Origin of the sequence: Pandoraea sp. CB10b_02 (genome assembly GCF_002216225.1) — a bacterium.
In the GTDB taxonomy this organism is placed as follows: Bacteria; Pseudomonadota; Gammaproteobacteria; order Burkholderiales; family Burkholderiaceae; genus Pandoraea; species Pandoraea nosoerga.
This window is the reverse complement of sequence record NZ_NJGW02000024.1, coordinates 1-25,181: the sequence shown is the minus strand read 5'-3', so window position 1 is coordinate 25,181 and position 25,181 is coordinate 1. Positions and strand designations below refer to the sequence as shown.

Here is a 25,181-nt window from a genome sequence, read left to right as displayed (position 1 = left end):
GTATAACATCGCCGAGTGCGCGAAAGCATGGCCCATGCACTTCGAATAATGTCTAACTTATGCCACGGCATTTTGCCATAGCGCTCCAGCCGGCCGCGAGAAAAAACCCAGGTTTGCCGCCCCTCGTGGCGCAGTTGTGGTTTGAGCGCAACACCTTTTGAAGCGCCTCGCCAACCGTTTCATTGCCCGTGATTACGCGACGTTTTGGCCTCCTCTTCATGTCTTGTGCATCGCATCACGCTCGTTTCGGATGCCTATGACGGGCATGTTAGAATCACGTGATCATATCGCCGGCAGCCGCCTATCGCGATTAGGGCTTGATAGACACGGATAATGGATCAGTTCGCCAAAGAAACTCTCCCGATTTCGCTCGAAGAAGAAATGCGGCGGTCGTATCTCGATTACGCCATGAGCGTGATCGTCGGCCGCGCCTTGCCGGACGTGCGCGATGGCCTGAAGCCGGTTCACCGCCGTGCGCTGTTCGCCATGCACGAGTTGAACAACGACTGGAACCGGGCGTACAAGAAATCCGCGCGTATCGTCGGTGACGTCATCGGTAAATATCACCCGCACGGCGACGCTTCCGTCTACGACACCATCGTGCGCATGGCGCAGCCGTTCTCGCTGCGCTACATGCTCGTCGACGGACAGGGCAACTTCGGTTCGGTCGACGGCGACAACGCCGCCGCCATGCGATACACCGAAGTGCGCATGGCCAAGATCGGCCACGAGCTGCTCGCGGACATCGACAAGGAAACCGTCGACTTCGGTCCGAACTACGACGGCAGCGAAAAGGAACCGCTGATCCTGCCGGCCCGCATCCCGAACCTGCTGCTCAACGGCTCCTCGGGGATCGCGGTCGGTATGGCGACCAACATTCCGCCGCACAACCTCAACGAAGTCGTCGAGGGCTGCCTGCACCTGCTCAAGCACCCGGACGCCAGCGTCGACGAACTCATCGAGATCATCCCCGCGCCCGACTTCCCGACGGCCGGCATCATTTACGGTATCTCCGGCGTGCGCGAGGGCTACCGCACCGGCCGCGGCCGCGTCGTGATGCGAGCGAAGACTCACTTCGAAGACATCGATCGCGGCCAGCGCGTGGCGATCATCGTCGACGAACTGCCTTACCAGGTCAACAAGCGCTCGCTGCTCGAGCGCATTGCCGAGCTGGTCAACGAGAAGCGTCTGGAGGGCATCTCCGACATTCGCGACGAGTCCGACAAGAGCGGCATGCGGGTGGTGATCGAGCTCAAGCGTGGGGAAGTGCCCGAGGTGGTGCTCAACAACCTCTACAAGCACACCCAGCTGCAAGATACCTTCGGCATGAACATGGTGGCGCTCGTCGACGGCCAGCCCAAGCTGCTGAACCTGCGCGAGATGCTGGTGCACTTCCTGTCGCACCGCCGCGAAGTGATCACTCGCCGCACGATCTACGAACTGCGCCGCGCCCGCGAGCGCGGCCACGTGCTCGAAGGTCTGGCGGTAGCACTCGCTAACATCGACGACTTCATCGCGATCATCAAGGCCGCGCCCACGCCGCCGATCGCGAAGGCCGCGCTGATGGAGAAGTCGTGGGATTCGTCGGTGGTGCGCGAGATGCTCGCGCGTGCCGAGAGCGAGACCCAGGGCGGCCGTGCCGCCTATCGTCCGGAAGGGCTGGACGCCGCGGTCGGCATGCAGGCCGACGGCCTGTACCGCCTGTCCGAGACGCAGGCGCAGGAAATCCTGCAGATGCGTCTGCAGCGCCTGACCGGCCTGGAGCAGGACAAGATCGTCTCCGAGTACAAGGAAGTCATGGCGCAGATCGCCGACTTGCTGGACATTCTGGCGCGTCCGGAGCGCGTCACCACGATCATCGGCGAAGAACTCACGGCCGTGCGCGCCGAGTTCGGCGACGCCCGTCGCTCGACCATCGAACACAACGCTACCGAGCTCGACACCGAAGACCTGATCACGCCGCAGGACATGGTCGTGACCCTGTCGCACTCGGGCTACATCAAATCGATGCCGCTGTCGGAGTACCGCGCGCAGAAGCGCGGCGGCCGCGGCAAGCAGGCGGCTGCGACGAAGGACGACGACTGGATCGACACGCTGTTCATCGCGAACACGCACGACACGATCCTGTGCTTCTCGAACCGCGGTCGCGTGTACTGGATCAAGGTCTACGAGGTGCCGCAGGGCTCGCGGAACTCGCGTGGCCGCCCGATCGTCAATATGTTCCCGTTGCAGGACGGCGAGAAAATCAACGTGGTGCTGCCGGTCAAGGAGTACACGGAAGATCGCTTCGTGTTCATGGCAACGAGCCTGGGCACGGTCAAGAAGACGCCGCTGGCGGCCTTCAGCCGTCCGCTCAAGAAGGGCATCATCGCCGTGAACCTGGACGAGGGCGACGTTCTGATCGGTGCGGCGATCACCGACGGCGCTCACGACGTCATGCTGTTCTCGGACGCCGGCAAGGCCGTGCGCTTCGACGAGAACGACGTGCGCCCGATGGGTCGCGAAGCGCGCGGCGTTCGCGGCATGCAGCTCGAAGACGGCCAGACGGTCATCGCGCTGCTCGTCGCCGAGAACGAACAGCAGTCGGTGCTCACGGCCACGGAGAACGGCTACGGCAAACGCACGTCGATCACCGAATATACGCGCCATGGCCGCGGCACTAAGGGTATGATTGCGATCCAGACGAGCGAGCGCAACGGCCGGGTGGTCGCCGCGACGCTGGTCGAGCCGGATGACGAGATCATGCTGATCACGACCGGCGGGGTGCTGATCCGTACGCGCGTGTCCGAGATCCGCGAAATGGGCCGCGCCACGCAGGGGGTGACGCTGATCAGCCTGGACGAGGGCACGACGCTCTCAGGTCTGCAACGCATCGTCGAGTCCGATGCCGAAGTCGCGGACACCGCCGAGAACGGTGGCGACGGCGAGGCGCCCGAAGCGGATGTCACGGAGTAATTCAGGCGTAACTCGATGTAAGCTTCGGGTGCATTGTCCCGAAAAGTCAGTAGAATCTGGCTCGATGCAGTGAAGTGACCAGGCGAGGATGCATCTATTTATCGCCGGCGGGAGCTGGCGAACTTTGGAGTGACTATTACTATGCAACACAACGTCAAGAAGTGGATGTGGCTGCTGCTGGCAGCACCGGCAGTGGCAATGGCCCAGCAGAGCGCTCCGCTGGATGCCGACAAGAAGGCAGCCATCAAGGATCTGCTCGATGCCATCGACTCCAGCAAGCTCGTGACCGCCATCGGCGAAGGTGCTCAGGCGCAAGCCAAGCAACTGGCGCCGCAAGTGCTGGAGCGCCAGCTGGTCGAGAACAAGACGTTGAGCGACGCACAGAAGCAGGCCATCGTGCCGACGCTGCAACAGAATTCCGTGCAGAAGCTGGTTGACGGTGCGGGCAAGGTATTCACGACCGACTCGTTCAAGAACGACGCGGTGCAGGCCCAGTACGCCGCCTATGGCAAGTACTACACGACCGACGAGATCAAGGGTCTGACGGCGTTCTACAAGAGCCCGGTCGGCCAGAAGTACATCAAGGTGCAGGACCAGGTTGGCCAGGAAGTGGTCGGCGGCCTGATGCAGAAGTACATGCCGCAATCGATCGACGCGACCAGCAAGCAGGCTGACGCCGAAATCGCCGCGGCTGCCAAGTCGGCACCGAAGGCTCCGGCCAAGAAGTAATTCGGTACGATTCGGCGGGCGCCGCCGGGTTTGACCGATAATGGCCGTTTGCGAGCGATCGCAAACGGCCATTTTGCGTTGAGGAGGCAAATCGGCAGATTCGGCTCGGAATTATCCAGAATCCCTTCGTCCAACGCCGGAAAACTGGCCCGGCCCCGCACGCGAAGTGCAACTGGCGGTATAGTTGGCCCTTATCGCCGCCGCGCAACCGAATCATCGTCCAGACGTGAAACGCAAGCCGCACGGGTGCCTGTCCGACGGCTTGCGTTTCACTTTTACTGCAGCAAACGATTATGACGCGTGCTTTCAATTTTTCCGCCGGTCCGGCGGCGTTGCCCGCCGAAGTGCTCGCGCGGGCGGCCGAGGAGATGCTCGACTGGCACGGGGCCGGCATGAGCGTGATGGAGATGAGCCATCGCGGCAAGGAATTCATGAGCATTCTGGCGCAGGCGCAAGCCGATCTGCGCGAGTTGCTGGCCGTGCCGGAGAACTACCGCATCCTGTTCATGCAGGGCGGCGCGCTCGCCGAGAACGCGCTCATTCCGATGAACCTGCTCGGCGCGCGTGCAGACGGGCAGCGCACGGCCGACTATGTCGTCACGGGTTCGTGGTCGGTGAAGTCTCAGAAGGAAGCGCGCAAGTATTGCGAGGTGAACATCGCGGCGAGCACAGAGGACGAAAAGTTCACGCGCCTGCCGTCGATGGCCGAATGGAAGCTGTCGAAGGACCCCGCTTACGTGCACATCTGCACGAACGAGACGATTCATGGCGTCGAGTACTTCTGGACGCCGGACCTGGCCGCCGCAGGGTTGCCCGATACGCCGCTCGTGGCCGACGTCTCCTCGCACATTCTCTCGCGTCCTATGGACGTCTCGAAGTTTGGCGTGATGTACGGCGGGGCGCAGAAGAATATCGGTCCGTCGGGGCTGACGGTCGTCATCGTGCGTGACGACCTGCTGGGCCGTGCATTGCCGATCACGCCGAGCGCGTTCGACTGGAAGATCGTTGCGGAAAACGATTCGATGTACAACACCCCGCCGACTTATGCCATCTACATCGCGGGGCTGGTGTTCCAGTGGATCAAGCGTCAGGGCGGTCTGGCCGCGATGGAAGCGCAGAACAAGGCGAAGGCGGAACTGCTGTACGGCTATCTCGATGGCAGCGACTTTTATCGCACGTCGGTGGCTGCGGATTGCCGCTCGCGCATGAACGTGCCGTTCTTCCTGCATGACGACGCGCTCAACGAAACTTTCCTGGCCGGCGCTCGCGAGCGCGGCCTGCTGCAGCTCAAGGGCCACAAGTCCGTGGGAGGCATGCGCGCCTCGATTTACAACGCGATGCCGCTCGCCGGCGTCCAGGCGCTGGTCGACTATCTGCGTGAATTCGAACGCAGTCACGGCTGACGAGGGTGGACCGACGGCGTGAAGCGAGCGTTCCGGGCGCCCGAGACGGGGCCGGAACCACAGAGGCAGCGCGCCGGAGAGCACCTGACCATGTCCCATCGCAAGAAGACAATACGTTCCATGGATGACGATCTGAATGCATCGCTGCGCCCGCTGCGAGAGAAAATCGATGCCATCGACGCGCAGTTGCTCAAGCTGCTCAATCAACGTGCGGCCATCGCGCTGGAGGTCGGCGAGGTCAAGAAGCGTTTCGGCGCGCCCGTGTTTCGGCCCGAGCGGGAGCTGCAGGTGATTTCGCGGCTCCAGCAGGCGAACGACGGGCCTTTGTACGGCGACAACCTCGCGTCGATCTGGCGCGAGATCATGTCTGCGAGCCGGGCGCTCGAGAAAGTCATGACGGTGGCCTACCTGGGACCGGCGGGAACTTACAGCGAGCAGGCCGCGTTCTCTTATTTCGGCCAGAGCGTGAAAGGGTTGCCGTGCCCGTCGCTCGATGAAGTGTTCCGTGCGGTCGAGGCCGGCAGTGCGGACTTCGGCGTCGTGCCGGTCGAGAACTCGACCGAAGGCGTGGTGTCGCGCACGCTGGACCTGTTGCTCCAAAGCCCCCTGACGATCGGCGGCGAAGTGGCGTTGCCGATTCATCACAATCTGATGTCGCAGTCCGGCACGCTCGAGGGCGTGACACGCATCTGCTCGCACGCCCAGTCGCTCGCACAGTGCCAGCACTGGCTGTCGGCGCACTTGCCCAAACTCGAGCGGCAGGCGGTGGCGAGCAATGCCGAAGCGGCGCGCATGGCGTCGACCGATCCGACCGTGGCCGCCATCGCAGGCGAATCGGCGGCCACGCAATACGGTTTGCAGATCGCGTTCTCGCACGTGCAGGACGATCCGCACAACCGCACGCGCTTCGTCGTGATCGGCACACAGGATGCCGCCCCGAGCGGCCGCGATCAGACGTCGCTGATCCTGTCGGTGCCCAATCGCGCCGGTGCCGTCGTCGCACTGCTCGAGCCGCTCGCGAACAACGGCGTGTCGATGACCCGTTTCGAGTCGCGTCCGGCCAAGAGCGGTGCCTGGGAGTATTACTTCTACATCGACTTCGAAGGCCACAGGGACGATCCGAACGTGGCCCGGGCGCTCGACGCATTGCGCCAGAACGCGGCCTACTGCAAGGTGCTCGGGTCGTACCCGCGCTCCGCATGAACACCATGCGCGTGAACAGACTTGTCATCTGCGGCGTTGGCCTGATCGGCGGCTCGCTGGCGCGTGCGCTCAAGGCGGCGGGCGCCGTGGGCGAAGTCGTTGGCGTCGGGCGCAGCGAGGCATCGCTCGCGCGAGCGCGCGAGCTGGGCGTGATCGATCGTGCCGCGACATCGATGGCGCAAGACGTACCCGGCGCAGACATCGTCGTGCTCGCCGCGCCGGTGGCGCAGACGCCCGCGTTGCTCGCCGCGATTCGTCCACATCTGGGCGGCGGCACACTCGTGACCGACGCGGGCAGCACGAAGAGCGACGCGGTGGCCGCTGCTCGCGCGGCGCTGGACGACGAGGCGTGGCGCTTCGTGCCGGGCCATCCGATTGCGGGCGCGGAACTGTCCGGCGTCGACGCCGCGAAGGCCGACCTCTATCGCGATCGGCGCGTGGTGCTTTGCCCACAGGCGGTGAACCGTGCGCAAGACGTCGCCCGGGTGCGCGCCATGTGGGAGGCCACGGGCGCGCGGGTGTCGGAAATGTCAGAGACGCAGCACGATCGGGTTTTCGCGTCGGTCAGCCATCTGCCGCACGTGCTGTCGTATGCGCTTATCGCGCAGATTCTGGAGGCCCCCGATGCCGCGCTGAAATTCGGTTTCGCGGGCGGTGGCTTTCGGGATTTCACGCGCATTGCCGCCTCCAATCCGGAGATGTGGCGCGATATCTGCGTGGCTAATCGCGACGCCCTGCTCGCTGAGCTCGACGGCTATCTCGCCACGCTCGGCGCGTTGCGCCAATTGATCGACGCCGGCGACGGCGCCGGTCTGGAGGCCATCTTCGCTCGCACGAGTCAGGCGCGAACGGACTGGGCCAAGCAACAGGAAAAGTAATGGAAACGCTCGATCTCGGCCCTTACGGCCATGCCGAAGGCACGCTGCGCCTGCCCGGCTCCAAAAGTATCTCGAACCGTGTGCTGCTGCTCGCCGCGCTCTCGCACGGCACGACGCGCGTGCGCGATCTGCTCGCGTCGGACGACACGCAGGTCATGCTCGACGCACTGGCCGCGCTGGGCGTGGCGTGCACGCAGGTCGGCAACACGCGTGACTTCGTCGTCGAGGGGTGTGGCGGGGAGTTTCCGGTGAAGGCGGCCAAGCTGTTCATGGGCAATGCCGGCACGGCCATTCGTCCGCTGACGGCAGCGCTCTCGCTCAGCCACGGCGACTACGAAGTCTCGGGCGTGGCGCGCATGCACGAGCGTCCGATCGGGGATCTGGTCGACGGGCTGCGGCAACTCGGCGCGCACATCGACTATCTGGGCAATCCGGGTTACCCGCCGTTGCATATCAAGCCTGCGGACGTGGCTGCGCCCACTGCGCCGATTCGCGTGCGCGGGGACGTCTCGAGTCAGTTCCTGACCGCGTTGCTGCTCACGCTGCCGCTACTGCCCTCGGCCTCGGGCGAGATTGTCGTGGAGGTGGAAGGCGAGTTGATCTCGAAGCCATACATCGAGATCACGCTGCGTTTGCTGCGCCGTTTCGGCATCGACGTCCGGCAGGACGGATGGTCGCGCTTCGCGTTGCCCGCGGCTGGCGCCGACGGCCCGAAATACCGGAGCCCCGGGGAGATCCGAGTGGAGGGCGATGCCTCGTCGGCGTCGTACTTCCTCGCGGCAGGCGCCATCGGCGGTGGGCCGATGCGCGTGGAGGGCGTGGGCCGCGACAGCATTCAGGGCGACGTGCGCTTCGTCGACGCGCTCGCCGCGATGGGGGCGAAGGTCACGTTGCACGACAATGCGATCGAGGTGCATGGCGTGGACACGCCGAGCGGCAAGCTGCGCGCGCTGGATATGGACTTCAACCACATTCCGGATGCCGCGATGACAATCGCCGTGGCGGCGCTGTTTGCTGACGGTACGACCACCCTGCGAAACATCGCGAGCTGGCGCGTGAAGGAGACCGACCGGCTCACGGCGATGGCGACGGAACTGCGCAAGGTTGGCGCGACCGTGGAAGAGGGGGCGGACTATCTGCGAGTGACGCCTCCGACGGCGCTCACGCCGAACGCCGCCATCGACACCTACGACGATCATCGAATGGCAATGTGCTTCTCGCTGGTAAGCCTTGGCGGCGTGCCGGTGACGATCAACGACCCGAAGTGCGTGGGCAAGACGTTCCCGACTTACTTCACCGAGTTCGTCCGCGTCGCGTCGTAATGCAGATTCGTGGTTTGCGCCTCGCCGCCGTGACCGTCGATCAATAGCGCCGGGAGGAGTGCCAGTCCGCGCGAGAGGACGGTGTCCCGGTGGGTGGCGCGCAACGTGCGTCGCACTGTCGCCGGAGACGATCGCGATCTCGCAGAGTCCCCACAACGCCAGCGAGGTGCGGCGGCTATACTGGCTACGAGAGAGCTGCGCGAGGTCGCGTCCGGTGACGAGGCCGACGCGCGCTGCCAGCCATTGCAGCAACAGCGCCATCACGCTCGAGAGCAGGACGACGCACAGCAGCGTGTAGCCGTAGCGCGCGCCTCCGGCAATGGCGGTTGCCTAATTGCCCGGATCCATATAGCCCGCGGCAACGAGCGTGCCGGCGCCCGCGAAACCCATCCATCCCCGGCCAGGCGCGGGAAGGGTTCCCGGGCGTTGGGCGATGGCCCTCGATCGGGGCCGCCTAAGCGATAATCGCGGCTTTGCACGTCGGTCACTTCTTCCGGAACGCCGGCGGTGCATACATCTAAATGATAATCATTGTTATTTAGATGGGAAGTATATTTTTCAATGTGTTGAATAGACAGAGACGAAGGGATGCCTGATTTGACGGTGGTGGACGACTCGATTCCGGTCATTACGGTGGACGGCCCGACGGCGTCCGGCAAGGGCACGGTGGCGCACCGCGTGGCCGACGCGCTGGGCTTTCACTACCTCGACAGCGGGGCGCTGTACCGGTTGACGGCGCTGGCGAGCGCGCGCCACGGCATCGATCCGGACGACGTCGGCGCGCTCACGGTGCTGGCCGAGACGCTCGACGTTCGTTTTCGCGACCAGCGCGTATGGCTGGCCGGCGAAGACGTGACCGACGCGATCCGCGCCGAAGCCATCGGCAACCGCGCATCGAGCATTGCCGTGCACAAGCCGGTGCGCCAGGCGCTCGTGGGCCTGCAGCGGGGCTTCAAGACCGCGCCGGGCCTGGTGGCGGACGGTCGGGACATGGGGACGGTGATCTTCCCGGAGGCCGATCTCAAGGTGTTTTTGACCGCCAGCGCGCAGGCGCGTGCCGAGAGGCGGTATAAGCAATTGATAGAAAAAGGATTTTCTGCTAACATAGACAGTCTCATGCTGGATCTTGAGGCGCGTGACGCGCGGGATCGTACCCGTGCCGAGGCGCCGCTGCGGCCGGCAGAGGGTGCGCGGGTGCTCGATACATCGGGGCTCAACGTCGAACAGGCGGTGGCCCAGGTGCTCGAATGGTTCGCGCAGGTGCAGTACCCGCAAGGCGCCTGACCGAATGTTTCATGCAGTCATTCGGCCCGGCTTTGTTTAACCTTTAACCCAACCGTTGTACGTGAGCGTCAGTCCCCCTTACGGCAGACGAACGTCAGCGGCGTAATCCACTTTTATGTCCGACCTGCAAACCTCGACCAACGAATCTTTCGCGGCACTTTTCGAAGAGTCGCTCTCCCGCCAAGACATGCGTGCTGGTGAAGTCATCAGCGCAGAAGTCGTGCGGGTTGACCACAACTTCGTGGTCGTCAACGCCGGCCTCAAGTCCGAAGCGTACATCCCCATCGAAGAATTCCTGAATGATCAGGGCGAGGTCGAAGTTCAGGCCGGCGACTTTGTTTCCGTGGCGATCGACGCCCTGGAAAACGGCTACGGCGACACCGTGCTGTCGCGCGACAAGGCCAAGCGTCTGGCTTCGTGGCTGCAACTGGAAAAGGCCCTGGAATCGGGCGACCTCGTGACCGGTACGATCACCGGCAAGGTCAAGGGCGGTCTGACCGTGATGGTCAACGGCATCCGTGCGTTCCTGCCGGGCTCGCTGGTTGACACGCGTCCGGTCAAGGACACGACCCCCTACGAAGGCAAGACCCTCGAATTCAAGGTCATCAAGCTCGACCGCAAGCGCAACAACGTTGTGCTCTCGCGCCGCGCGGTGATCGAGGCCACGCAGGGCGAAGAGCGCGCCAAGCTGCTCGAAACGCTCAAGGAAGGCGCGATCGTCAAGGGCGTGGTCAAGAACATCACCGACTACGGTGCATTCGTCGACCTCGGCGGCATCGACGGCCTGCTGCACATCACCGACATCGCATGGCGCCGCGTGCGTCACCCGAGCGAAGTTCTGTCGGTCGGCCAGGAAGTCACTGCGAAGATCCTCAAGTTCGACCAGGAGAAGGGTCGCGTCTCGCTGGGCGTCAAGCAACTCGGCGAAGATCCGTGGGAAGGCATCGCTCGCCGTTACCCGCAAGGCACCCGCCTGTTCGGCAAGGTCACCAACATCACCGACTACGGCGCGTTCGTCGAAGTGGAATCGGGCATCGAAGGCCTGGTTCACGTCTCGGAAATGGATTGGACGAACAAGAACGTTGCTCCGACCAAGGTTGTCCAACTCGGCGACGAAGTCGAAGTCATGGTGCTCGAGATCGACGAAGACCGTCGTCGTATCAGCCTTGGCATGAAGCAGTGCAAGCCGAACCCGTGGGACGACTTCTCGCGCAACTTCAAGAAGGGCGACAAGATCAAGGGCGCGATCAAGTCGATCACCGACTTCGGCGTGTTCATCGGTCTGCCGGGCGGTATCGACGGCCTGGTCCACCTGTCGGACCTGTCGTGGAGCGAAGCTGGCGAAGAGGCCGTGCGCAAGTACAAGAAGGGCGACGAAGTCGAAGCCGTGGTGCTGGGCATCGATGTCGAGAAGGAGCGCATCTCGCTGGGTATCAAGCAACTCGAAGGCGATCCGTTCAACACCTTCGTGGCCATCAACGACAAGGGCTCGATCGTCAACGGCACGGTCAAGTCGGTTGACGCCAAGGGCGCTGTCGTGTCGCTGGGTGAGGATGTCGAGGGCTACCTGCGCGCTTCGGAAATCTCGCAGGACCGCGTGGAAGATGCTCGCAACGTGCTCAAGGATGGTGACGCCGTCAACGTGATGATCGTCAACATCGACCGCAAGTCGCGCAACATCAACCTGTCGATCAAGGCTAAGGATTCGGCTGAGCAGCAAGAAGCGATGAGCAAGCTGTCGTCGGATAGCTCGGCAGCGAGCGGCACCACGAACCTGGGTGCGCTGCTCAAGGCCAAGCTGGACAGCCAGAATCAGTAAGGTCCACGGCCTATGACCAAGTCTGAATTGGTCAACCAGTTGGCGGCGCGGTTTCCCCAGTTGGTGCTCAAGGATGCCGATTTCGCGGTGAAGACGATTCTCGACGCGATGGCCGATGCGCTTGCGCGCGGTCATCGAATCGAAATCCGCGGTTTCGGCAGCTTCGGGCTCAACCGCCGGCCACCGCGCGTCGGCCGCAACCCCAAGTCGGGCGAGAAGGTGATGGTGCCGGAGAAATTCGTGCCGCACTTCAAGCCGGGCAAGGAGCTGCGTGAGCGGGTTGATCACAAGGCGTCGGACCAATAAGGCCCTTTGGGATCTACTACGCAAGAAAAGCGCCTTCGGGCGCTTTTTTTGCATCTGGCGCATGCGTGTGCGCGCATTTGCCGAAATGTGAAGCGCACTGCAGGAACGACGCCTCTCAGGGCACATCCGGTACAATACGCGCACGTGCCGGCCCGGCGCGGCGACGGCATGGCAGCGGCGTGCGCGGGCGGTTCACATCGCACAACATACGGCAGGCCTGCCGCAGGAGCCTTTCGGCATGAAGCTGATTGTTTGGATCATTCGTCTCATCGTGTTCGTGGTGTTGCTGTGTCTCGCGCTCGCCAACACGGGAGAGGTCACGTTGAACCTGTTCCTGGGCCGCACGTGGACGGCGCCGCTGATCATGATCGGCCTGGCATTTTTCGTCGTGGGTGGCGTCATCGGGGTGCTCGCTACGCTGCCGAGCCTGATGCGGCAACGTCTGGAACTGCGTCGCGCGCGACGCGATCTGGCCCGTGCCCAGCGCGATCCCGAGGCGAGCGATCAGCCCCCCATGCTGCCGCCGGTCTAAGGCGACAGCGACGCGGCACGCGAAGCACGCCATCTTCATCGACTGTTTCAACGACAACACGCTTTCATGGAATTCGAGGTCTGGTGGCTTCTGGCCATCCCCGTGATCTTCGGCTGCGGCTGGGTGGCCGCGCGCCTGGATCTGCGCAGCCTGCTCTCGGAGAGCCGCAATTTGCCGGCGTCCTATTTCCGAGGGCTGAACTTTCTGCTCAACGAGCAGCCCGACAAGGCCATCGACGCCTTCATCGAGGTCGCCAAGCTCGATCCGGAAACCACCGAACTGCACTTCGCGCTGGGCAGCCTGTTCCGCCGTCGCGGCGAGACGGAGCGCGCCATTCGCGTGCATCAGAACCTGCTCTCGCGCGACGATCTGCCGCAAGCCGACCAGGAGCATGCGCTCTACGAGCTTGGCCACGACTTCCTCAAGGCGGGGCTGCTCGATCGCGCCGAAGAGGCGTTCGGCCGTCTGCACACGGGCGCCTATGCAAAGGCCGCGCAGCACGCCAAGCTCACCATCTATCAGATCGAGAAGGAATGGCGCAAGGCGCTCTCCGAGGCCGAGACGCTGAGCGAGCTCGATCCGGCGGTGTCCTACCGCAAGGAGATCGCGCAGTTCCACTGCGAGTTGGCGCAGGAAGCGTTGCAGCGAAAGGACACCGAAGCGGTCTCGCGCGAGCTCGACGCCGCGCTCGCCGTCAACCCCGCCAACGTGCGCGCGCCGCTGTTGCGCGGCGACATGCTGCTCGCCGCGGGCGATGCGGCCGGTGCGCTCGCCGTACTGCGCACCATCGAAGCGCAGAATCCCGTGTATCTCGGCCTCGCGGCCAAGCGCCTGATGCGCGCCTACGAGGCGCTCGGTCGTGCGCCCGAAGGACTCGCCACGCTGCGCGACGCGCTGCGCAGGAATCCGTCGGACGATCTACTGGAGATCGTCTATGAGAAGACGGTGGCCCTCGAAGGCCCCGAAGCCGCGCTCAAGCTCATGCGCGAGCTCATGCACCGGGCGCCGAGCGCGCCGGGCATGGCGCGTCTGCTCGAAGCGCACGCCGCCACGGCGCACGGCGACACGCAAGCCGATCTCGCGCTCATGGGCAAGCTCATCACGCAGCGCACCAAGTCGCTGCCGCGCTACGTGTGCGATCAATGCGGCTTCCGCGCGCGACTGTTCTACTGGCAATGCCCCGGCTGTAACGGCTGGGAGACCTATACGCCGCGACGTGCCGACGTGCCGGCGGCCTCCTAATTTCCTCAAGTTCGCGCAATCATGAAAGTCACCATCATCGGCTCCGGTTACGTCGGCCTCGTTACGGGCGCCTGCCTGGCGGACGTCGGCAACGACGTGTTCTGCCTCGACGTCGATCCGCGCAAGATCGACATCCTGAACAACGGCGGCGTGCCGATTCACGAACCCGGCCTGCAGGAAATCATCGCGCGCAACCGCGAAGCCGGCCGTCTGCAATTCTCGACGGATGTCGAGGCGTCCGTCGCGCATGGCGACGTTCAGTTCATCGCCGTGGGCACGCCGCCGGACGAAGACGGCTCGGCGGATCTCCAATACGTCGTTGCCGCCGCGCGCAACATCGGCCGCTACGCGAAGGGTTTCAAGGTCATCGTCGACAAGTCGACGGTGCCCGTCGGTACGGCGGACAAAGTCCGTGCCGCCGTGGCCGAAGAGCTCGCCAAACGCGGCGAAAACGTGGCGTTCTCGGTTGTCTCCAACCCCGAATTCCTGAAAGAGGGCGCGGCGGTGGACGACTTCATGCGCCCCGATCGCATCGTGATCGGCGTGGATGACGACGCCAACGGCCAGCAGGCGCGCGCCATGATGAAGCGGCTGTACTCGCCGTTCAACCGCAATCACGAACGCACCCTGTACATGGACGTGCGCTCGGCCGAATTCACGAAGTACGCCGCCAACGCCATGCTGGCCACGCGCATCTCGTTCATGAACGAGCTGGCCAACCTGGCCGATCGCGTGGGCGTGGACATCGAAGACGTGCGTCAGGGCATCGGCTCGGACCCGCGCATCGGCTACCACTTCCTGTATGCGGGCTGCGGCTATGGCGGCTCGTGCTTCCCCAAGGACGTGCAGGCGCTCGTGCGCACGGCGGAAGACTACGGTCTGCCCCTGCGCATCCTGAACGCGGTCGAAGCCGTCAACGAAACGCAGAAGGCCGTGCTGATCGACAAGATCGTGGCGCGGCTGGGCGAGGACCTGTCGGACAAGACGTTCGCTCTGTGGGGGCTGGCGTTCAAGCCGAACACCGACGACATGCGTGAAGCGCCGAGCCGCCGTGTGATCGCGGAGCTGGTGCGTCGCGGCGCCCGCGTGCGCGCCTATGACCCGGTCGCTCTCGAAGAGGCCCGGCGCGTGATCGCGCTCGACTTCGCGAACGATCCGGCCGCGCATGCGCGCGTCGAGTTCTGCGCGACGCAAAACGATACGCTCGCCGGCGCCGACGCGCTCGTAATCGTGACCGAATGGAAAGCGTTCCGCAGCCCCGATTTCGCGCGCGTGAAGGGCGCGCTGTCGCTGCCGCTGATCTTCGATGGCCGCAACCTGTACGATCCGGAAGCCATGAAGGAACTGGGCATCGAGTACCACGGCATTGGCCGCGGTTTGCACGAAGCCGCCTGAATCTCGAGGAGTGACGGATGACTTCGACGGCAACTTCGCTCACACGCACGGTGCAGGCGCCGGGCGTGCCCAACCTGCCTCGTGAGGCGTTTGCCCGCGCGCGCGTGCTGATCGTCGGTGACGTGATGCTCGACCGCTATTGGTTCGGCGACGTCAACCGCATCTCGCCCGAGGCGCCCGTGCCGGTGGTGCACGTCAAGCGCAACGAAGAGCGTCTCGGCGGCGCCGCAAACGTGGCGCTCAACGCAACCTCGCTCGGTGCGCAGGCGGGCCTGCTGTGCGTGCTCGGCGAGGACGAGCCGGGCGCGCGCGTGGCCGAGCTGCTCGGTGCGAGCGGCGTGAACGCGTTCGTCACGCGCGACGCCGATCTCGCCACGACGATCAAGCTGCGCATCGTCTCACGCCAGCAGCAACTGCTGCGCATCGACTTCGAGAACCAGCCGGCGCGCGAAGTGCTGCTGGCGGTGCTAGACCAGTACCGTCAACTGTTGGCCAACTACGACGTCGTGCTGCTCTCCGACTATGCCAAGGGCGGCCTCACACACGTGCAGCCCATGATTGAAGCGGCGCGCGCGGCGGGCAAGCCGGTGCTCGTCGATCCCAAGGGCAGCGATTACGAGCGCTATCGCGGCGCGACGATCCTCACGCCGAACCGCTCGGAATTGCAGCAGGTCGTGGGCGAATGGCGCTCGGAAGACGATCTCATGGCGCGTGCGCAAAACCTGCGCGAGTCGCTGAGTCTCGAAGCGTTGCTGCTCACGCGTTCGGAGGAAGGCATGACGCTTTTCACCGCGGGCGGCGCGCTGCACGTACCGGCACAAGCGCGCGAGGTCTATGATGTCTCGGGAGCGGGCGACACCGTGATCGCCACGCTTGCCGCGTCGCTCTCGGCGGGCCTGCCGCTCGAGCAGGCCGTCGTCCTCGCCAACCGTGCGGGCAGTATCGTCGTGGGCAAGCTCGGCACGGCGACCGTGAACTACACCGAACTCTTTTCCGAACTGACATGACCATCATCGTGACCGGCGCCGCGGGCTTCATCGGCGCCAACCTCGTCAAGGCCCTCAACGAGCGCGGCGAGACCGACATCGTGGCGGTCGACAACCTCACGCGCGCCGACAAGTTCCGCAATCTGGTCGACTGCGAGATCAGCGACTACCTCGACAAGAACGACTTCGTCGCGCGCTTCGAGCGCCGCGAATTCGGCCGCGTGCGGGCGATCTTCCACGAGGGCGCATGCTCCGACACCATGGAGACGGACGGCCGCTACATGATGGAGAACAACTTCCGCTACACGCGCGCGTTGTTCGAAGCCTGTCAGGCGCAGACCGTGCCGTTCCTCTACGCGTCGTCGGCCGCCACGTATGGTGCGTCGGAGACCTTCGTCGAGACGCGCGAATACGAGAAGCCGCTCAACGTCTACGGCTACTCCAAATTCCTGTTCGACCAGATCGTGCGTCGCGCCATGCGCGAGGCGGGCGGCAAGTTGCCCAGCCAGGTCGCCGGCTTCCGTTACTTCAACGTGTACGGCCCGCGCGAAGCGCACAAGGGCCGCATGGCATCGGTGGCGTTTCACAACTTCAACGAATTCCGCGCCAACGGCCGCGTGAAGCTCTTCGGCGAATACAACGGCTACGCCGCCGGCACGCAAAGCCGCGACTTCGTCTCCGTCGAGGACGTCGTCAAGGTGAACCTGCACTTCTTCGATCATCCCGAGCGAAGCGGCATCTTCAACCTCGGCACCGGACGCGCCCAGCCGTTCAACGACATCGCGCTCGCCGTGATCAACACGCTGCGTGCACAGGCGGGCGAGGCGGCGCTCTCGCTCGACGAGATGGTGCAGCAGGGCCTGATCGAATACATCCCGTTCCCGGACGCGCTGCGCGGCAAGTACCAGTGTTTCACCCAGGCGAATATCGACCATCTGCGCCAGGCCGGCGGCTATCAGCAGCCGTTCTACACCGTGGGCGAGGGGGTGTCGCGTTACGTGCGCTGGCTGCTCGCGCAATAAGCGGTGCTCACCGAAGGTGATGCGGACGGGGAGCCCAGGCGGCTCCCCGTCTCGTTTGATGTCATCCGGAAGCGATCCGCGGCGTTAACATGAAGTAGGGAAGTCGCGTGGAAGCAGAGAGGTCCGGCCCGACGGAAAAGACGGCGAAGGGCGCACATCGATGAGGCGCCGGAGGGCAGGCGGGACAGGAGGCCGTCCGCGAGGCGGGACGGGGGCGGCAGTCCCGGCCACTCATGGCGGCTGCGCGGCTTGCCGTGGCGGGTGTTGTGATGTGGCAGGCAGTGCCGGGCGCGAGTTCGCGGCGGCGAAAGGGAGGGCGTGATGCCCGGCTGTCGTATGCCGTGCGTCATTGCCATTGGCGTGAGCCGGGCCGTTGCCGTTCGAATGCACCGGACGCGAGACGGAACAAGGCGGCAGCGGTGGCCGGCTCGTCTTGACGAGGATCGCATCATGCTTCGCAAACTCTTGCTGGCGGTGGTTGCCTTTTTCACCCTCTGCGGCCTGGCGATGGCCGCGGTCGACATCAATACCGCCGATCAGGCACAACTCGAAACGCTCAAGGGCATCGGGCCGGTCAAGTCCAAAGCCATTATCGACGAACGTAACGCTCACGGCCCTTACAAGGACGCCGCCGACCTGGCCAAACGCGTCAAGGGGCTCGGTAACAAGTCGGTCGCCACACTGCAGGCCGAGGGCATGACGATTGGCGGGCAGGGTGCTGTCGCACCGGCCGCCCCCGCTGCCACGGCGTCCGCCAAGCCCGCGCCGGCGCCGGCCGCGCCGACGGTCCCCGCCACGCCGGCCAGGCCGGCCAAGCCGACGACGCCGTCGGCTACCGCAACGCAGCCGGCGCCGGCAGCGGCAACCATCCCGGGCGCCAAGCCGGGGGCGACGGCGCCTGCGCCCGCGGCGGCCCCGGCCACCGGTGCCAACGCCAACGCCGGCGCGACGTCCCCCGTCACCGGGCCAGCGGCGAGCGCGGCGCCCACGAAGGCGTCGAAGTCGAAGAAGACGAAGGACGCCAAGGCGGCAGCCGCGCCGGCGCCGGCTTCGGCGGCCGATGCGGCGAGCGCAAAGCCGTCCAGAGCGAAGAAGTCGAAGGCGCCCGCCACGACAGGCGAGCCGAAGGCCTGAGCGCTGCGCCGGCCGGGATCGTGCGCGACGCCCGGCCGGGAGACCATACCCGGAGCGCGGACTTGGCCGGTGGATTAGAATGTTCCGATTCCCGACCGAAAAAGCTTAAGCGCAATGGCCTATAAGACTATCGAAGACACCATCGGCAATACACCGCTGGTGCAACTGATGCGTTTGCCCGACGACGAAATCCGTCGCCGCAACAACGTGATTCTCGGCAAGCTCGAGGGCAACAACCCGGCCGGTTCGGTGAAGGACCGCCCGGCGCTGTCGATGATCAAGCACGCCGAAGCGCGCGGGCGCATCAAGCCGGGCGACACGCTCATCGAAGCCACGTCGGGCAACACCGGCATCGCGCTGGCGATGGCCGCGGCCATTCGCGGCTACAAGATGGTGCTGATCATGCCGGAGGATCTCTCGATCGAGCGTCGTCAGAGCATGGGCGCCTACGGCGCGCAGATCATCCTCACGCCGGTCAAGGGCGGCATGGAATATGCGCGCGACCTGGCCGAGCAGATGCAGCGCGACGGCCGCGGCATCATCCTCGACCAGTTCTCCAACCCGGACAACCCGCTCGCCCACTACGAAACCACCGGGCCGGAAATCTGGCGCGATACCGAAGGGCGCATCACGCACTTCGTCTCCGCGATGGGGACGACCGGCACGATCATGGGCGTTTCGCAATACCTCAAGGAGCAGAACCCGGCAATCCAGATCGTCGGCGCGGAGCCGGCCGAAGGCTCGCGCATCCCGGGCATCCGCAAGTGGCCGGAAGCCTATCTGCCGAAGATCTTCGACCGCGCGCGCGTCGACCGCACGGTCTCGGTGACGCAGTCCGATGCCGAAATCATGGCGCGCCGTCTTGCCGCCGAAGAGGGCATCTTCTGCGGTATCTCGGCCGCGGGCGCCTGCCAGATCGCGCTCAACCTCGCGCATGAAGTCGAAAACGCGACGATCGTGTTCGTCGTGTGCGATCGTGGCGACCGTTACCTTTCGACGGGCGTGTTCCCGGCCTGAGGCGCGGGCGGAACGTCGCCCGGACGTTCGTCCGGCCATCAACGAGAAACGGGACCCGCGGGTCCCGTTTCTCATGGCGGTTTCGGCGACCAGGCCGGAGCGGGGGCGCGGGCCACGGCCGACGCCAAAGCCCGCACCGAGCCGAGCCTAAGCCCGAGGCGGAGCTCACGGCGCGCGAGCGGCCTTGATCGCGTCCGCGAGGTCGTACACCGACATGGCGTAGAAGAAACTGCGGTTGTAGCGCGTGAGCACGTAGAAGTTGGTCAGCCCCATGCGGTACTGCGTCGCCTGACCGGGGGTGGGCAGATCGACGATGAGCACCGGCGTGTCGAGCGACGCGCCCACGTCGAGCCGCGGCTCGTTCATCAGCATGCCCGCCTTGATGAAGTCGCCGAGTTTCCAGTGCGGCTCCGGCTGTCCGTCGGCACCGGCTTCGGCAAGCCCCTGGCTGCCGCGATCGGCGGCGATGTTCCATACGATCGGCTGGCCGGACTGCCAGCCGTGCTGCTTCAGGAAGTTGGCCACGCTGCCGATGGCGTCCGCCACGTCGTTGCTCAGGTTGATCTTGCCGTCGCCGCTGTAGTCGACGGCGTAGTTGCGAATCGACGACGGCATGAACTGCGCAATGCCGATGGCACCCGCGTATGAACCGTAGATGCTGAACGGATCGACGCCGCGCTCGCGCGCATAGAGCAGCAGGTTCTCCAGCTCGTTGCGAAACAGCGCCATGCGCTCGGAGCGATTGCGCGCCGGCGGGTAGTCGAATGCAAGCGTAGTGAGTGCGTCGATGGTGCGGAAGTTGCCCATGTTGCGCCCGTAGATCGTCTCCACGCCGATGATGGCGACGATGATTTCCTCGGGTACGCCGTATTGCCGCGCGGCGCGAGCCAGCGTGGCCGCATTCTGATTCCAGAATCGCACGCCGCCGTTGATGCGCGTGTTGTCGAGAAAACGTTTCTCGTAGTTGGTCCAGTTCTTCTGTCCCGGCACGGCCGGCGGTGCGGCCAGACGCGCCGCCGTCTGCGAGAACACCACGCGCGAGAAGATCCTCTGCAACTCGGCGCGATCGAAGCCGTCGCGCGCGACGATGTCGTTGATGAACGCATCGACCTCCGGATGGGCGGCGTAGCGCTGCGGCACCACCTCTTCCTCGAACTCCGTTTGCGCGACCGGCTTCGCACGCGTCTGTGCGTGCGCGAGCGTGGCGCCGAGCGCAAGCGCCCCGATGCAAAGCGCGGCGCCGAGCGCACGGGCCCAGCGTGACAGGCGTGGCAGGTGCGGCAGGTGCGGCAGGTGCGGCAGGGGGGCGCTGCGCGAAACGTTGCCGAGGGCCGCGTGAAGACGGGGCAGACGGCCAGTGTCCGGTCGATGGGTGAGGCGCGAGGGCGCCGGCGAGAGTGAGTCGTACATCCGTACCGGTGATGTCATGCTGTCTGTCAGGCCTGTATGAAGTCGAAATACGATGCCGGCGTGCGGGCCAACGTCGCGTTAGTCGCGTTGAGGCCGTCATCAGTTCGCGCACCGATCACTCGATGTGCGCCGCTGCGTCGAGCGTCAACCTTTCATGCCGGCGTGCGCCGTCCCGAAATTCGGGAGATCGGCCCTTGCCGGCTGACACGGGTCTGCTGGGAGACTGTCTGGCAGTATAACCGAGTGCACCTGTGATACCTTTAGGCCTGTGCATTGTCCGTGACAGTGCTCATGGGGGATGCCGGCCATCGGCGCGCGTTTGCCGATGCACTCGGCACACGCTCGCCAGGCACCACGCCCGGCCGCTACCGGACGTGGAGACGACGGCGCGGCGGGCATCCCCCGCCCGACCAATATAACGATACGAAGCGATAGGCGAGACATCGAATGGCTACCGGGTTTTATACGCATCCCGATTGCATCCGTCACGAGATGGGCGAGTGGCATCCGGAATGTCCCGCGCGGCTGCGCGCCATCGAGGATCAGTTGATCGCCGGGCGCATCGACGGCCTGCTCGAGCGGCGCGAGGCGCCGGTGGTCGACGAGGCCAGCCTGCTGCGCGTGCATACGCAGGAGCACATCGACTTCGTTCGCGACAGCATCCCCGAGTCAGGCTATTTCCCGATCGATCCCGATACGCTGCTCAATCCATATTCCTGGCGCGCCGCCACGCGTGCGGCCGGCGCCGCCGTGGCGGCCACCGATGCCGTCATTCGCGGCGAACTCGACAACGCCTTCTGCAGCGTGCGTCCGCCGGGCCATCACGCCACGCCCACGCGCGCCATGGGCTTCTGCCTGCTCAACAACGTGGCGGTCGCCGCGGCGCATGCGCTCGAAGTGCACGGCCTGTCGCGCGTGGCGATCGTCGACTTCGACGTGCATCACGGCAACGGCACCGAGGCGGCCTTCGCCAACGACGAACGCGTACTGATGTGCGGCATCTTCCAGCATCCGTTCTACCCGTTCTCGGGCGCCGATCATCCGGCGCCGAACATGCTCAACATCCCGCTCGCCGCGCGCACGTCCGGCATGGCCGCGCGCGAGGCGATCGACTATGGCTGGCTCGGACAGCTCGACGCGTTCCGTCCCGAAATGATCTTCTTCTCGGCCGGGTTCGATGCGCACCGCGAAGACGATCTCGGCAACCTCGGTCTCACCGAGGCCGACTTCACGTGGATCACCGAACGCGTGAAAGCTGTCGCGGATCGCCATGCGAACGGACGCATCGTGAGCTGCCTCGAGGGCGGATACAACCTGTCGGCGCTCGGGCGCAGCGTCGTCGCCCATCTGAAGGTGCTCGCCGACGTCTGACCAACATGCGATGTCGCGCGCCCGTCACGGGGCATGCGACGCAGGAGGCGACCATGACGGCATCCGATACGGCGGGCGCATCGCCCGAACCCCTCGTTCTCGTCTCGCGCGGCGAAGGCGATCTCGCCGGCGTGCTCACGCTCACGCTCAACCGGCCGCGCCACTTCAACGCGCTCTCCGAAGCCATGCTCGACGCGCTGCAGCGCGCGCTCGACGACACCGCGCGGGACGCCGGTGCTCGCGTGGTCGTGCTCGCGGCATCGGGGGCGGCGTTCTGCGCCGGGCACGACCTCAAGGAGATGCGCGCGCAGCCCTCGCTCGACGACTATCGCAAGCTCTTCGACCAGTGCACGCGCGTCATGATGACGATGCAGCGCATGCCGCAGCCGGTCATCGCCCGCGTGCATGGTCTGGCCACGGCGGCCGGCTGTCAGCTCGTCGCGATGTGCGATCTGGCGGTGGCCGCGTCTGCCGCGCGGTTTGCCGTGTCGGGCATCAACGTGGGCCTGTTCTGCGCGACGCCGGGCGTGGCGCTGTCACGCAATCTGACGCGCAAGCAGGCGATGGAGATGCTGCTGACGGGCGAGTTCATCGACGCACCGACGGCTCGTGAGCGCGGGCTCGTCAATCGGGTCGTGCCGATGGAGCGGCTCGACGCGGAAGTGGCGGCGCTGTGCCGCTCGATTCTCGCGAAGCCGGCCGCCGCCGTGGCGGCGGGCAAGGGATTGTTCTACCGGCAACTGGAGACTGGCATCGAAGCCGCGTATCAAATGGCCGGGCAGACGATGGCGTGCAACATGATGGACGAATGCGCGCTCGAAGGCGTGCAGGCGTTCATCGAGAAGCGGCGCCCCGACTGGGCGCCCCCGACGGACTGAATGCCGCGCGGGCGTGCGGATCGTCGGCGCCGCCCTCGCGTTCCCCCGGCGCGCCCGTTGCTCGCCAGTCACCACTGCTTTTCCAGCACCAGCGGCCCCGGCGTCGCCGTGCGGCTCACGGCGTAACCGTTGCCGGTGAACCAGGCGCGCAGCGCTTTCACCATGTCGGGATTGCCGCACACCATGATGCGCGAGGTGGCCGGGTCGAGCGTCGCGCCCATGGCCTTTTCCAGTTCTCCCGAGGCGAGCAACGACGTGATGCGTCCGTACAGCGCGCCGGGCGTCTGCTCGCGCGTCACGCACACCGAGAAGCGCAGCTTCTTCACGAGCGACGGATCGACGTCGGGATGCGAGAAATGACGCAACTGCTCGTAGTACGCGAGGTCGCGTTCCCAGCGCACGCTATGCACGAGGAAGATGCGCTCGAAACGCTGCCAGACAGCGCGATCGCGCAGGATCGACACGAACGGCGCGAGGCCGGTGCCCGTGGCCAGCAGCCAGAGATCGTCGCCGCCCGTGAAGCGATCGAGGGTGAGAAAGCCGTAGGCCGTGTGGTCGACGAAAATCTCGTCACCCACTTTGAGCTGCGACATGCGCGGCGTGAGTTGCCCTTCGGGAATCGTGATGACATAGAACTCCAACGTATCTTCCGCGGGCGCGTTGACGAACGAGTACGCGCGCCATATCAGCTCGCCGTCGTCGCCCGGCAAGCCCAGCCGCACGAACTGTCCGGCCGTGAATTGCAGCGCGGCCGGGCGCGTGGTCTTGATGCTGAAGATCGTCGGCGTCCAGAAATGCATGCCGGTGACCGTTTGCGGCGAGTACTTCGTCTGCGCTTGCATGCCGTTGGCTCCTCGCGTTTTGCATACGACTTCAGTGTAACGCGGGGGGCGCATGCACGTGCCGAGACCCTGCTCGCGTGGCGGGTTCCGTCACACGCCCGAGGGTGTGTCGTGCGTGACCGGCTCGCCGGCGCGTGCCTTCGCAGTGTCGAGATGCCGCAGCAGCCACTGCGTCAGATCGTCGATGACCTGCTCGCGGTCGAGGTCATTGAGCGTCTCGTGGAAGTGCCCCGGATACAGGCGCAGCGTCTTGTCCTGCGAGCCGGCGTTGCCGTGGAACTGCTCGCTCGCCCACGGTGCGGTGAGCCGGTCGGCCGTGCCGTGAAAGATGTAGAGCGGCAGATGCAGGGCGCCGGCATTGGCGTGAATGCGCGCCATCGCGTCGAGCAGTTCGGCGGCCGTGCGGGCGGGCGTGCCGCGATAGGCGTTGAGCGGATCGGCCCTGGCGGTGCGAACGACGGACGCGTCGCGCGAGATCTTTGCCGGATCGATCTTGAATACGGGCATCTTCGGCAGCCAGCGCGACACCCAGCGGCCGGCCGCGACCATCCACGGCGCGACCGGCTCGCCGGGCCCCAGCGCCGGGCTGCTCAGCATCAGGCCGCGCACGTGCGCCGGCGCGCGCGTGATCGTATAGAGCGCGGCGATGGCGCCGCCCATGCTGTGGCCGAGCACGAACAGCGGCACGGGGCCGAATGTCGCGCGAACGTGGGTGAGGAAGATTTCCGTGTCGGCGAGATACTCGTCGAAGTGCCTGACGAAGACGCGCGCGCCGCCCGAGCGGCCGTGCCCGCGCAGATCGTAGGTGACGGTGGCGATGTCGAGCGCCGCGAAGTGGGCGGCCAGCGGCGCGTAGCGTCCGCCGTGCTCGCCCATGCCATGCACGATGGCCACGACGGCGCGCAGCGGCCGATCCGCGGCGCCGTCGGGCCGCCAGGTGTGCATGTGCAGCGACAGACCGTCACTGGCCTGAAGGCGCGATTCCGAATATGTGGCCATGGTCTCCTCCCGGCGTGCGGGCCGGCGAGCGTCGTGCGTGCGACGCGCATCGATGAAGTGGGCCATTCGATCATAGGCCCGCCGCACGCGGGGCAAAATCTCTAGAGGAAATGCACCACGAGGACACTGGCTGTACGTCGCGATTTGCATAAAAATAGCACGATCGTTCGGGGCTGCGAGACCAGGCCAGGCCGGCGTCCGACGGGTTCCGGCACCGTTATCGCGAGGATCGCGCATCCGCGGCGCAGAGGTAAGGGGGGACTCCCTTGTTTGCCATAAAATGCCGCAAATGTGCAATAAATGCGTCATCCGTCGTGTGGTTATAATGGCAGCGGATTGACGTAAACGTAACTTTGGAGCGAGTTCATGAAGATCCTGGTACCGGTCAAACGGGTAGTGGATTACAACGTAAAGGTTCGGGTGAAGAGCGACGGGAGTGGCGTCGACATCGCGA

21 protein-coding genes and 2 pseudogenes are annotated in these 25,181 nt (G+C 65.2%); 19 read left to right on the top strand and 4 right to left on the bottom strand.

Features of this window, described 5'->3' with window-relative positions; genetic code table 11:
* The first annotated feature begins 333 nt into the window (after positions 1 to 333).
* From gyrA to aroA, 6 genes are all read left to right on the top strand, one after another.
* Complete coding sequence (gene gyrA, locus CDN36_RS19505) at positions 334 to 2,955, top strand: DNA gyrase subunit A (RefSeq protein WP_150556595.1); 2,622 nt, start codon at positions 334 to 336, stop codon at positions 2,953 to 2,955.
* Positions 2,956 to 3,096: 141 nt separating this feature from the next.
* Positions 3,097 to 3,684, top strand: coding sequence for a DUF2059 domain-containing protein (locus CDN36_RS19500; protein ID WP_150556596.1), 588 nt, complete (start codon positions 3,097 to 3,099; stop codon positions 3,682 to 3,684).
* A gap of 293 nt (positions 3,685 to 3,977) precedes the next feature.
* Complete coding sequence (gene serC, locus CDN36_RS19495; protein ID WP_150556597.1) at positions 3,978 to 5,087, top strand: 3-phosphoserine/phosphohydroxythreonine transaminase; 1,110 nt, start codon at positions 3,978 to 3,980, stop codon at positions 5,085 to 5,087.
* Between the two features lie 120 nt (positions 5,088 to 5,207).
* Positions 5,208 to 6,290 carry a prephenate dehydratase gene (gene pheA / locus CDN36_RS19490; RefSeq protein WP_150556598.1) on the top strand — a complete coding sequence of 361 codons (1,083 nt, stop codon included), beginning with the start codon at positions 5,208 to 5,210 and terminating at the stop codon, positions 6,288 to 6,290.
* Between the two features lie 5 nt (positions 6,291 to 6,295).
* Positions 6,296 to 7,168: a prephenate dehydrogenase gene (locus CDN36_RS19485; protein ID WP_287497677.1), complete on the top strand. Its 873-nt coding sequence runs from the start codon at positions 6,296 to 6,298 to the stop codon at positions 7,166 to 7,168.
* Positions 7,168 to 8,490, top strand: a complete 1,323-nt coding sequence (gene aroA / locus CDN36_RS19480) for a 3-phosphoshikimate 1-carboxyvinyltransferase (RefSeq protein WP_287497668.1) — start codon at positions 7,168 to 7,170, stop codon at positions 8,488 to 8,490. Before CDN36_RS19485 ends, aroA begins: the two co-directional genes overlap by 1 nt.
* Positions 8,491 to 8,613: 123 nt before the next feature.
* Here the strand turns inward: aroA and CDN36_RS22610 are convergent.
* Positions 8,614 to 8,811: pseudogene (locus tag CDN36_RS22610) on the bottom strand (divalent metal cation transporter); the annotation flags it as partial.
* A 267-nt stretch (positions 8,812 to 9,078) separates the two neighbouring features.
* On the opposite strand from CDN36_RS22610, the gene cmk reads away from it, so the two are divergent.
* The 10 genes from cmk (at position 9,079) to cysM (ending at position 19,227) form a co-directional block, all read left to right on the top strand.
* Complete coding sequence (gene cmk, locus CDN36_RS19470) at positions 9,079 to 9,774, top strand: (d)CMP kinase (RefSeq protein WP_217433189.1); 696 nt, start codon at positions 9,079 to 9,081, stop codon at positions 9,772 to 9,774.
* Positions 9,775 to 9,889: 115 nt separating this feature from the next.
* Entirely contained in the window at positions 9,890 to 11,593 is a 1,704-nt protein-coding gene (gene rpsA / locus CDN36_RS19465; protein WP_039409192.1) for a 30S ribosomal protein S1, read from the top strand.
* A gap of 12 nt (positions 11,594 to 11,605) precedes the next feature.
* The gene (locus CDN36_RS19460; protein ID WP_017232087.1) at positions 11,606 to 11,899 is read left to right on the top strand and encodes an integration host factor subunit beta; all 294 of its coding nucleotides are present in this window, start codon (positions 11,606 to 11,608) and stop codon (positions 11,897 to 11,899) included.
* Positions 11,900 to 12,137: 238 nt separating this feature from the next.
* Positions 12,138 to 12,431: a LapA family protein gene (locus tag CDN36_RS19455; protein WP_150556600.1), complete on the top strand. Its 294-nt coding sequence runs from the start codon at positions 12,138 to 12,140 to the stop codon at positions 12,429 to 12,431.
* Between the two features lie 66 nt (positions 12,432 to 12,497).
* On the top strand, positions 12,498 to 13,673 hold the full coding sequence (lapB, locus tag CDN36_RS19450) for a lipopolysaccharide assembly protein LapB (RefSeq protein WP_150556601.1): 1,176 nt from the start codon (positions 12,498 to 12,500) through the stop codon (positions 13,671 to 13,673).
* Between the two features lie 21 nt (positions 13,674 to 13,694).
* The gene (locus tag CDN36_RS19445) at positions 13,695 to 15,068 is read left to right on the top strand and encodes a UDP-glucose dehydrogenase family protein (RefSeq protein ID WP_150556602.1); all 1,374 of its coding nucleotides are present in this window, start codon (positions 13,695 to 13,697) and stop codon (positions 15,066 to 15,068) included.
* Positions 15,069 to 15,085: 17 nt separating this feature from the next.
* On the top strand, positions 15,086 to 16,075 hold the full coding sequence (rfaE1, locus tag CDN36_RS19440; RefSeq protein WP_287497667.1) for a D-glycero-beta-D-manno-heptose-7-phosphate kinase: 990 nt from the start codon (positions 15,086 to 15,088) through the stop codon (positions 16,073 to 16,075).
* The gene (rfaD, locus tag CDN36_RS19435; RefSeq protein ID WP_150556604.1) at positions 16,072 to 17,076 is read left to right on the top strand and encodes an ADP-glyceromanno-heptose 6-epimerase; all 1,005 of its coding nucleotides are present in this window, start codon (positions 16,072 to 16,074) and stop codon (positions 17,074 to 17,076) included. Before rfaE1 ends, rfaD begins: the two co-directional genes overlap by 4 nt.
* A gap of 450 nt (positions 17,077 to 17,526) precedes the next feature.
* Positions 17,527 to 18,210 carry a ComEA family DNA-binding protein gene (locus CDN36_RS19430; RefSeq protein WP_287497666.1) on the top strand — a complete coding sequence of 228 codons (684 nt, stop codon included), beginning with the start codon at positions 17,527 to 17,529 and terminating at the stop codon, positions 18,208 to 18,210.
* A gap of 114 nt (positions 18,211 to 18,324) precedes the next feature.
* Positions 18,325 to 19,227, top strand: coding sequence for a cysteine synthase CysM (gene cysM, locus CDN36_RS19425; protein WP_287497665.1), 903 nt, complete (start codon positions 18,325 to 18,327; stop codon positions 19,225 to 19,227).
* A 165-nt stretch (positions 19,228 to 19,392) separates the two neighbouring features.
* Here cysM and mltB read toward each other — a convergent pair whose 3' ends face one another.
* A complete protein-coding gene (mltB, locus tag CDN36_RS19420; RefSeq protein ID WP_287497664.1) occupies positions 19,393 to 20,655 on the bottom strand; it encodes a lytic murein transglycosylase B in 1,263 nt (420 codons plus the stop codon).
* Between the two features lie 429 nt (positions 20,656 to 21,084).
* Between mltB and CDN36_RS19415 the strand changes: the two genes are divergently transcribed.
* Both CDN36_RS19415 and CDN36_RS19410 read left to right on the top strand, forming a co-directional pair.
* A complete protein-coding gene (locus tag CDN36_RS19415; protein WP_150557497.1) occupies positions 21,085 to 22,008 on the top strand; it encodes a histone deacetylase family protein in 924 nt (307 codons plus the stop codon).
* Between the two features lie 53 nt (positions 22,009 to 22,061).
* Positions 22,062 to 22,886 carry an enoyl-CoA hydratase gene (locus CDN36_RS19410; RefSeq protein WP_150557496.1) on the top strand — a complete coding sequence of 275 codons (825 nt, stop codon included), beginning with the start codon at positions 22,062 to 22,064 and terminating at the stop codon, positions 22,884 to 22,886.
* A 68-nt stretch (positions 22,887 to 22,954) separates the two neighbouring features.
* Here CDN36_RS19410 and CDN36_RS19405 read toward each other — a convergent pair whose 3' ends face one another.
* Together CDN36_RS19405 and CDN36_RS19400 are read right to left on the bottom strand one after the other, a co-directional pair.
* Entirely contained in the window at positions 22,955 to 23,728 is a 774-nt protein-coding gene (locus CDN36_RS19405) for a ferredoxin--NADP reductase (RefSeq protein WP_150557495.1), read from the bottom strand.
* Positions 23,729 to 23,818: 90 nt separating this feature from the next.
* A complete protein-coding gene (locus tag CDN36_RS19400) occupies positions 23,819 to 24,727 on the bottom strand; it encodes an alpha/beta hydrolase (protein ID WP_287497663.1) in 909 nt (302 codons plus the stop codon).
* Between the two features lie 366 nt (positions 24,728 to 25,093).
* On the opposite strand from CDN36_RS19400, the pseudogene CDN36_RS19395 reads away from it, so the two are divergent.
* A pseudogene (locus tag CDN36_RS19395) lies at positions 25,094 to 25,181 on the top strand (electron transfer flavoprotein subunit beta/FixA family protein); the annotation flags it as partial.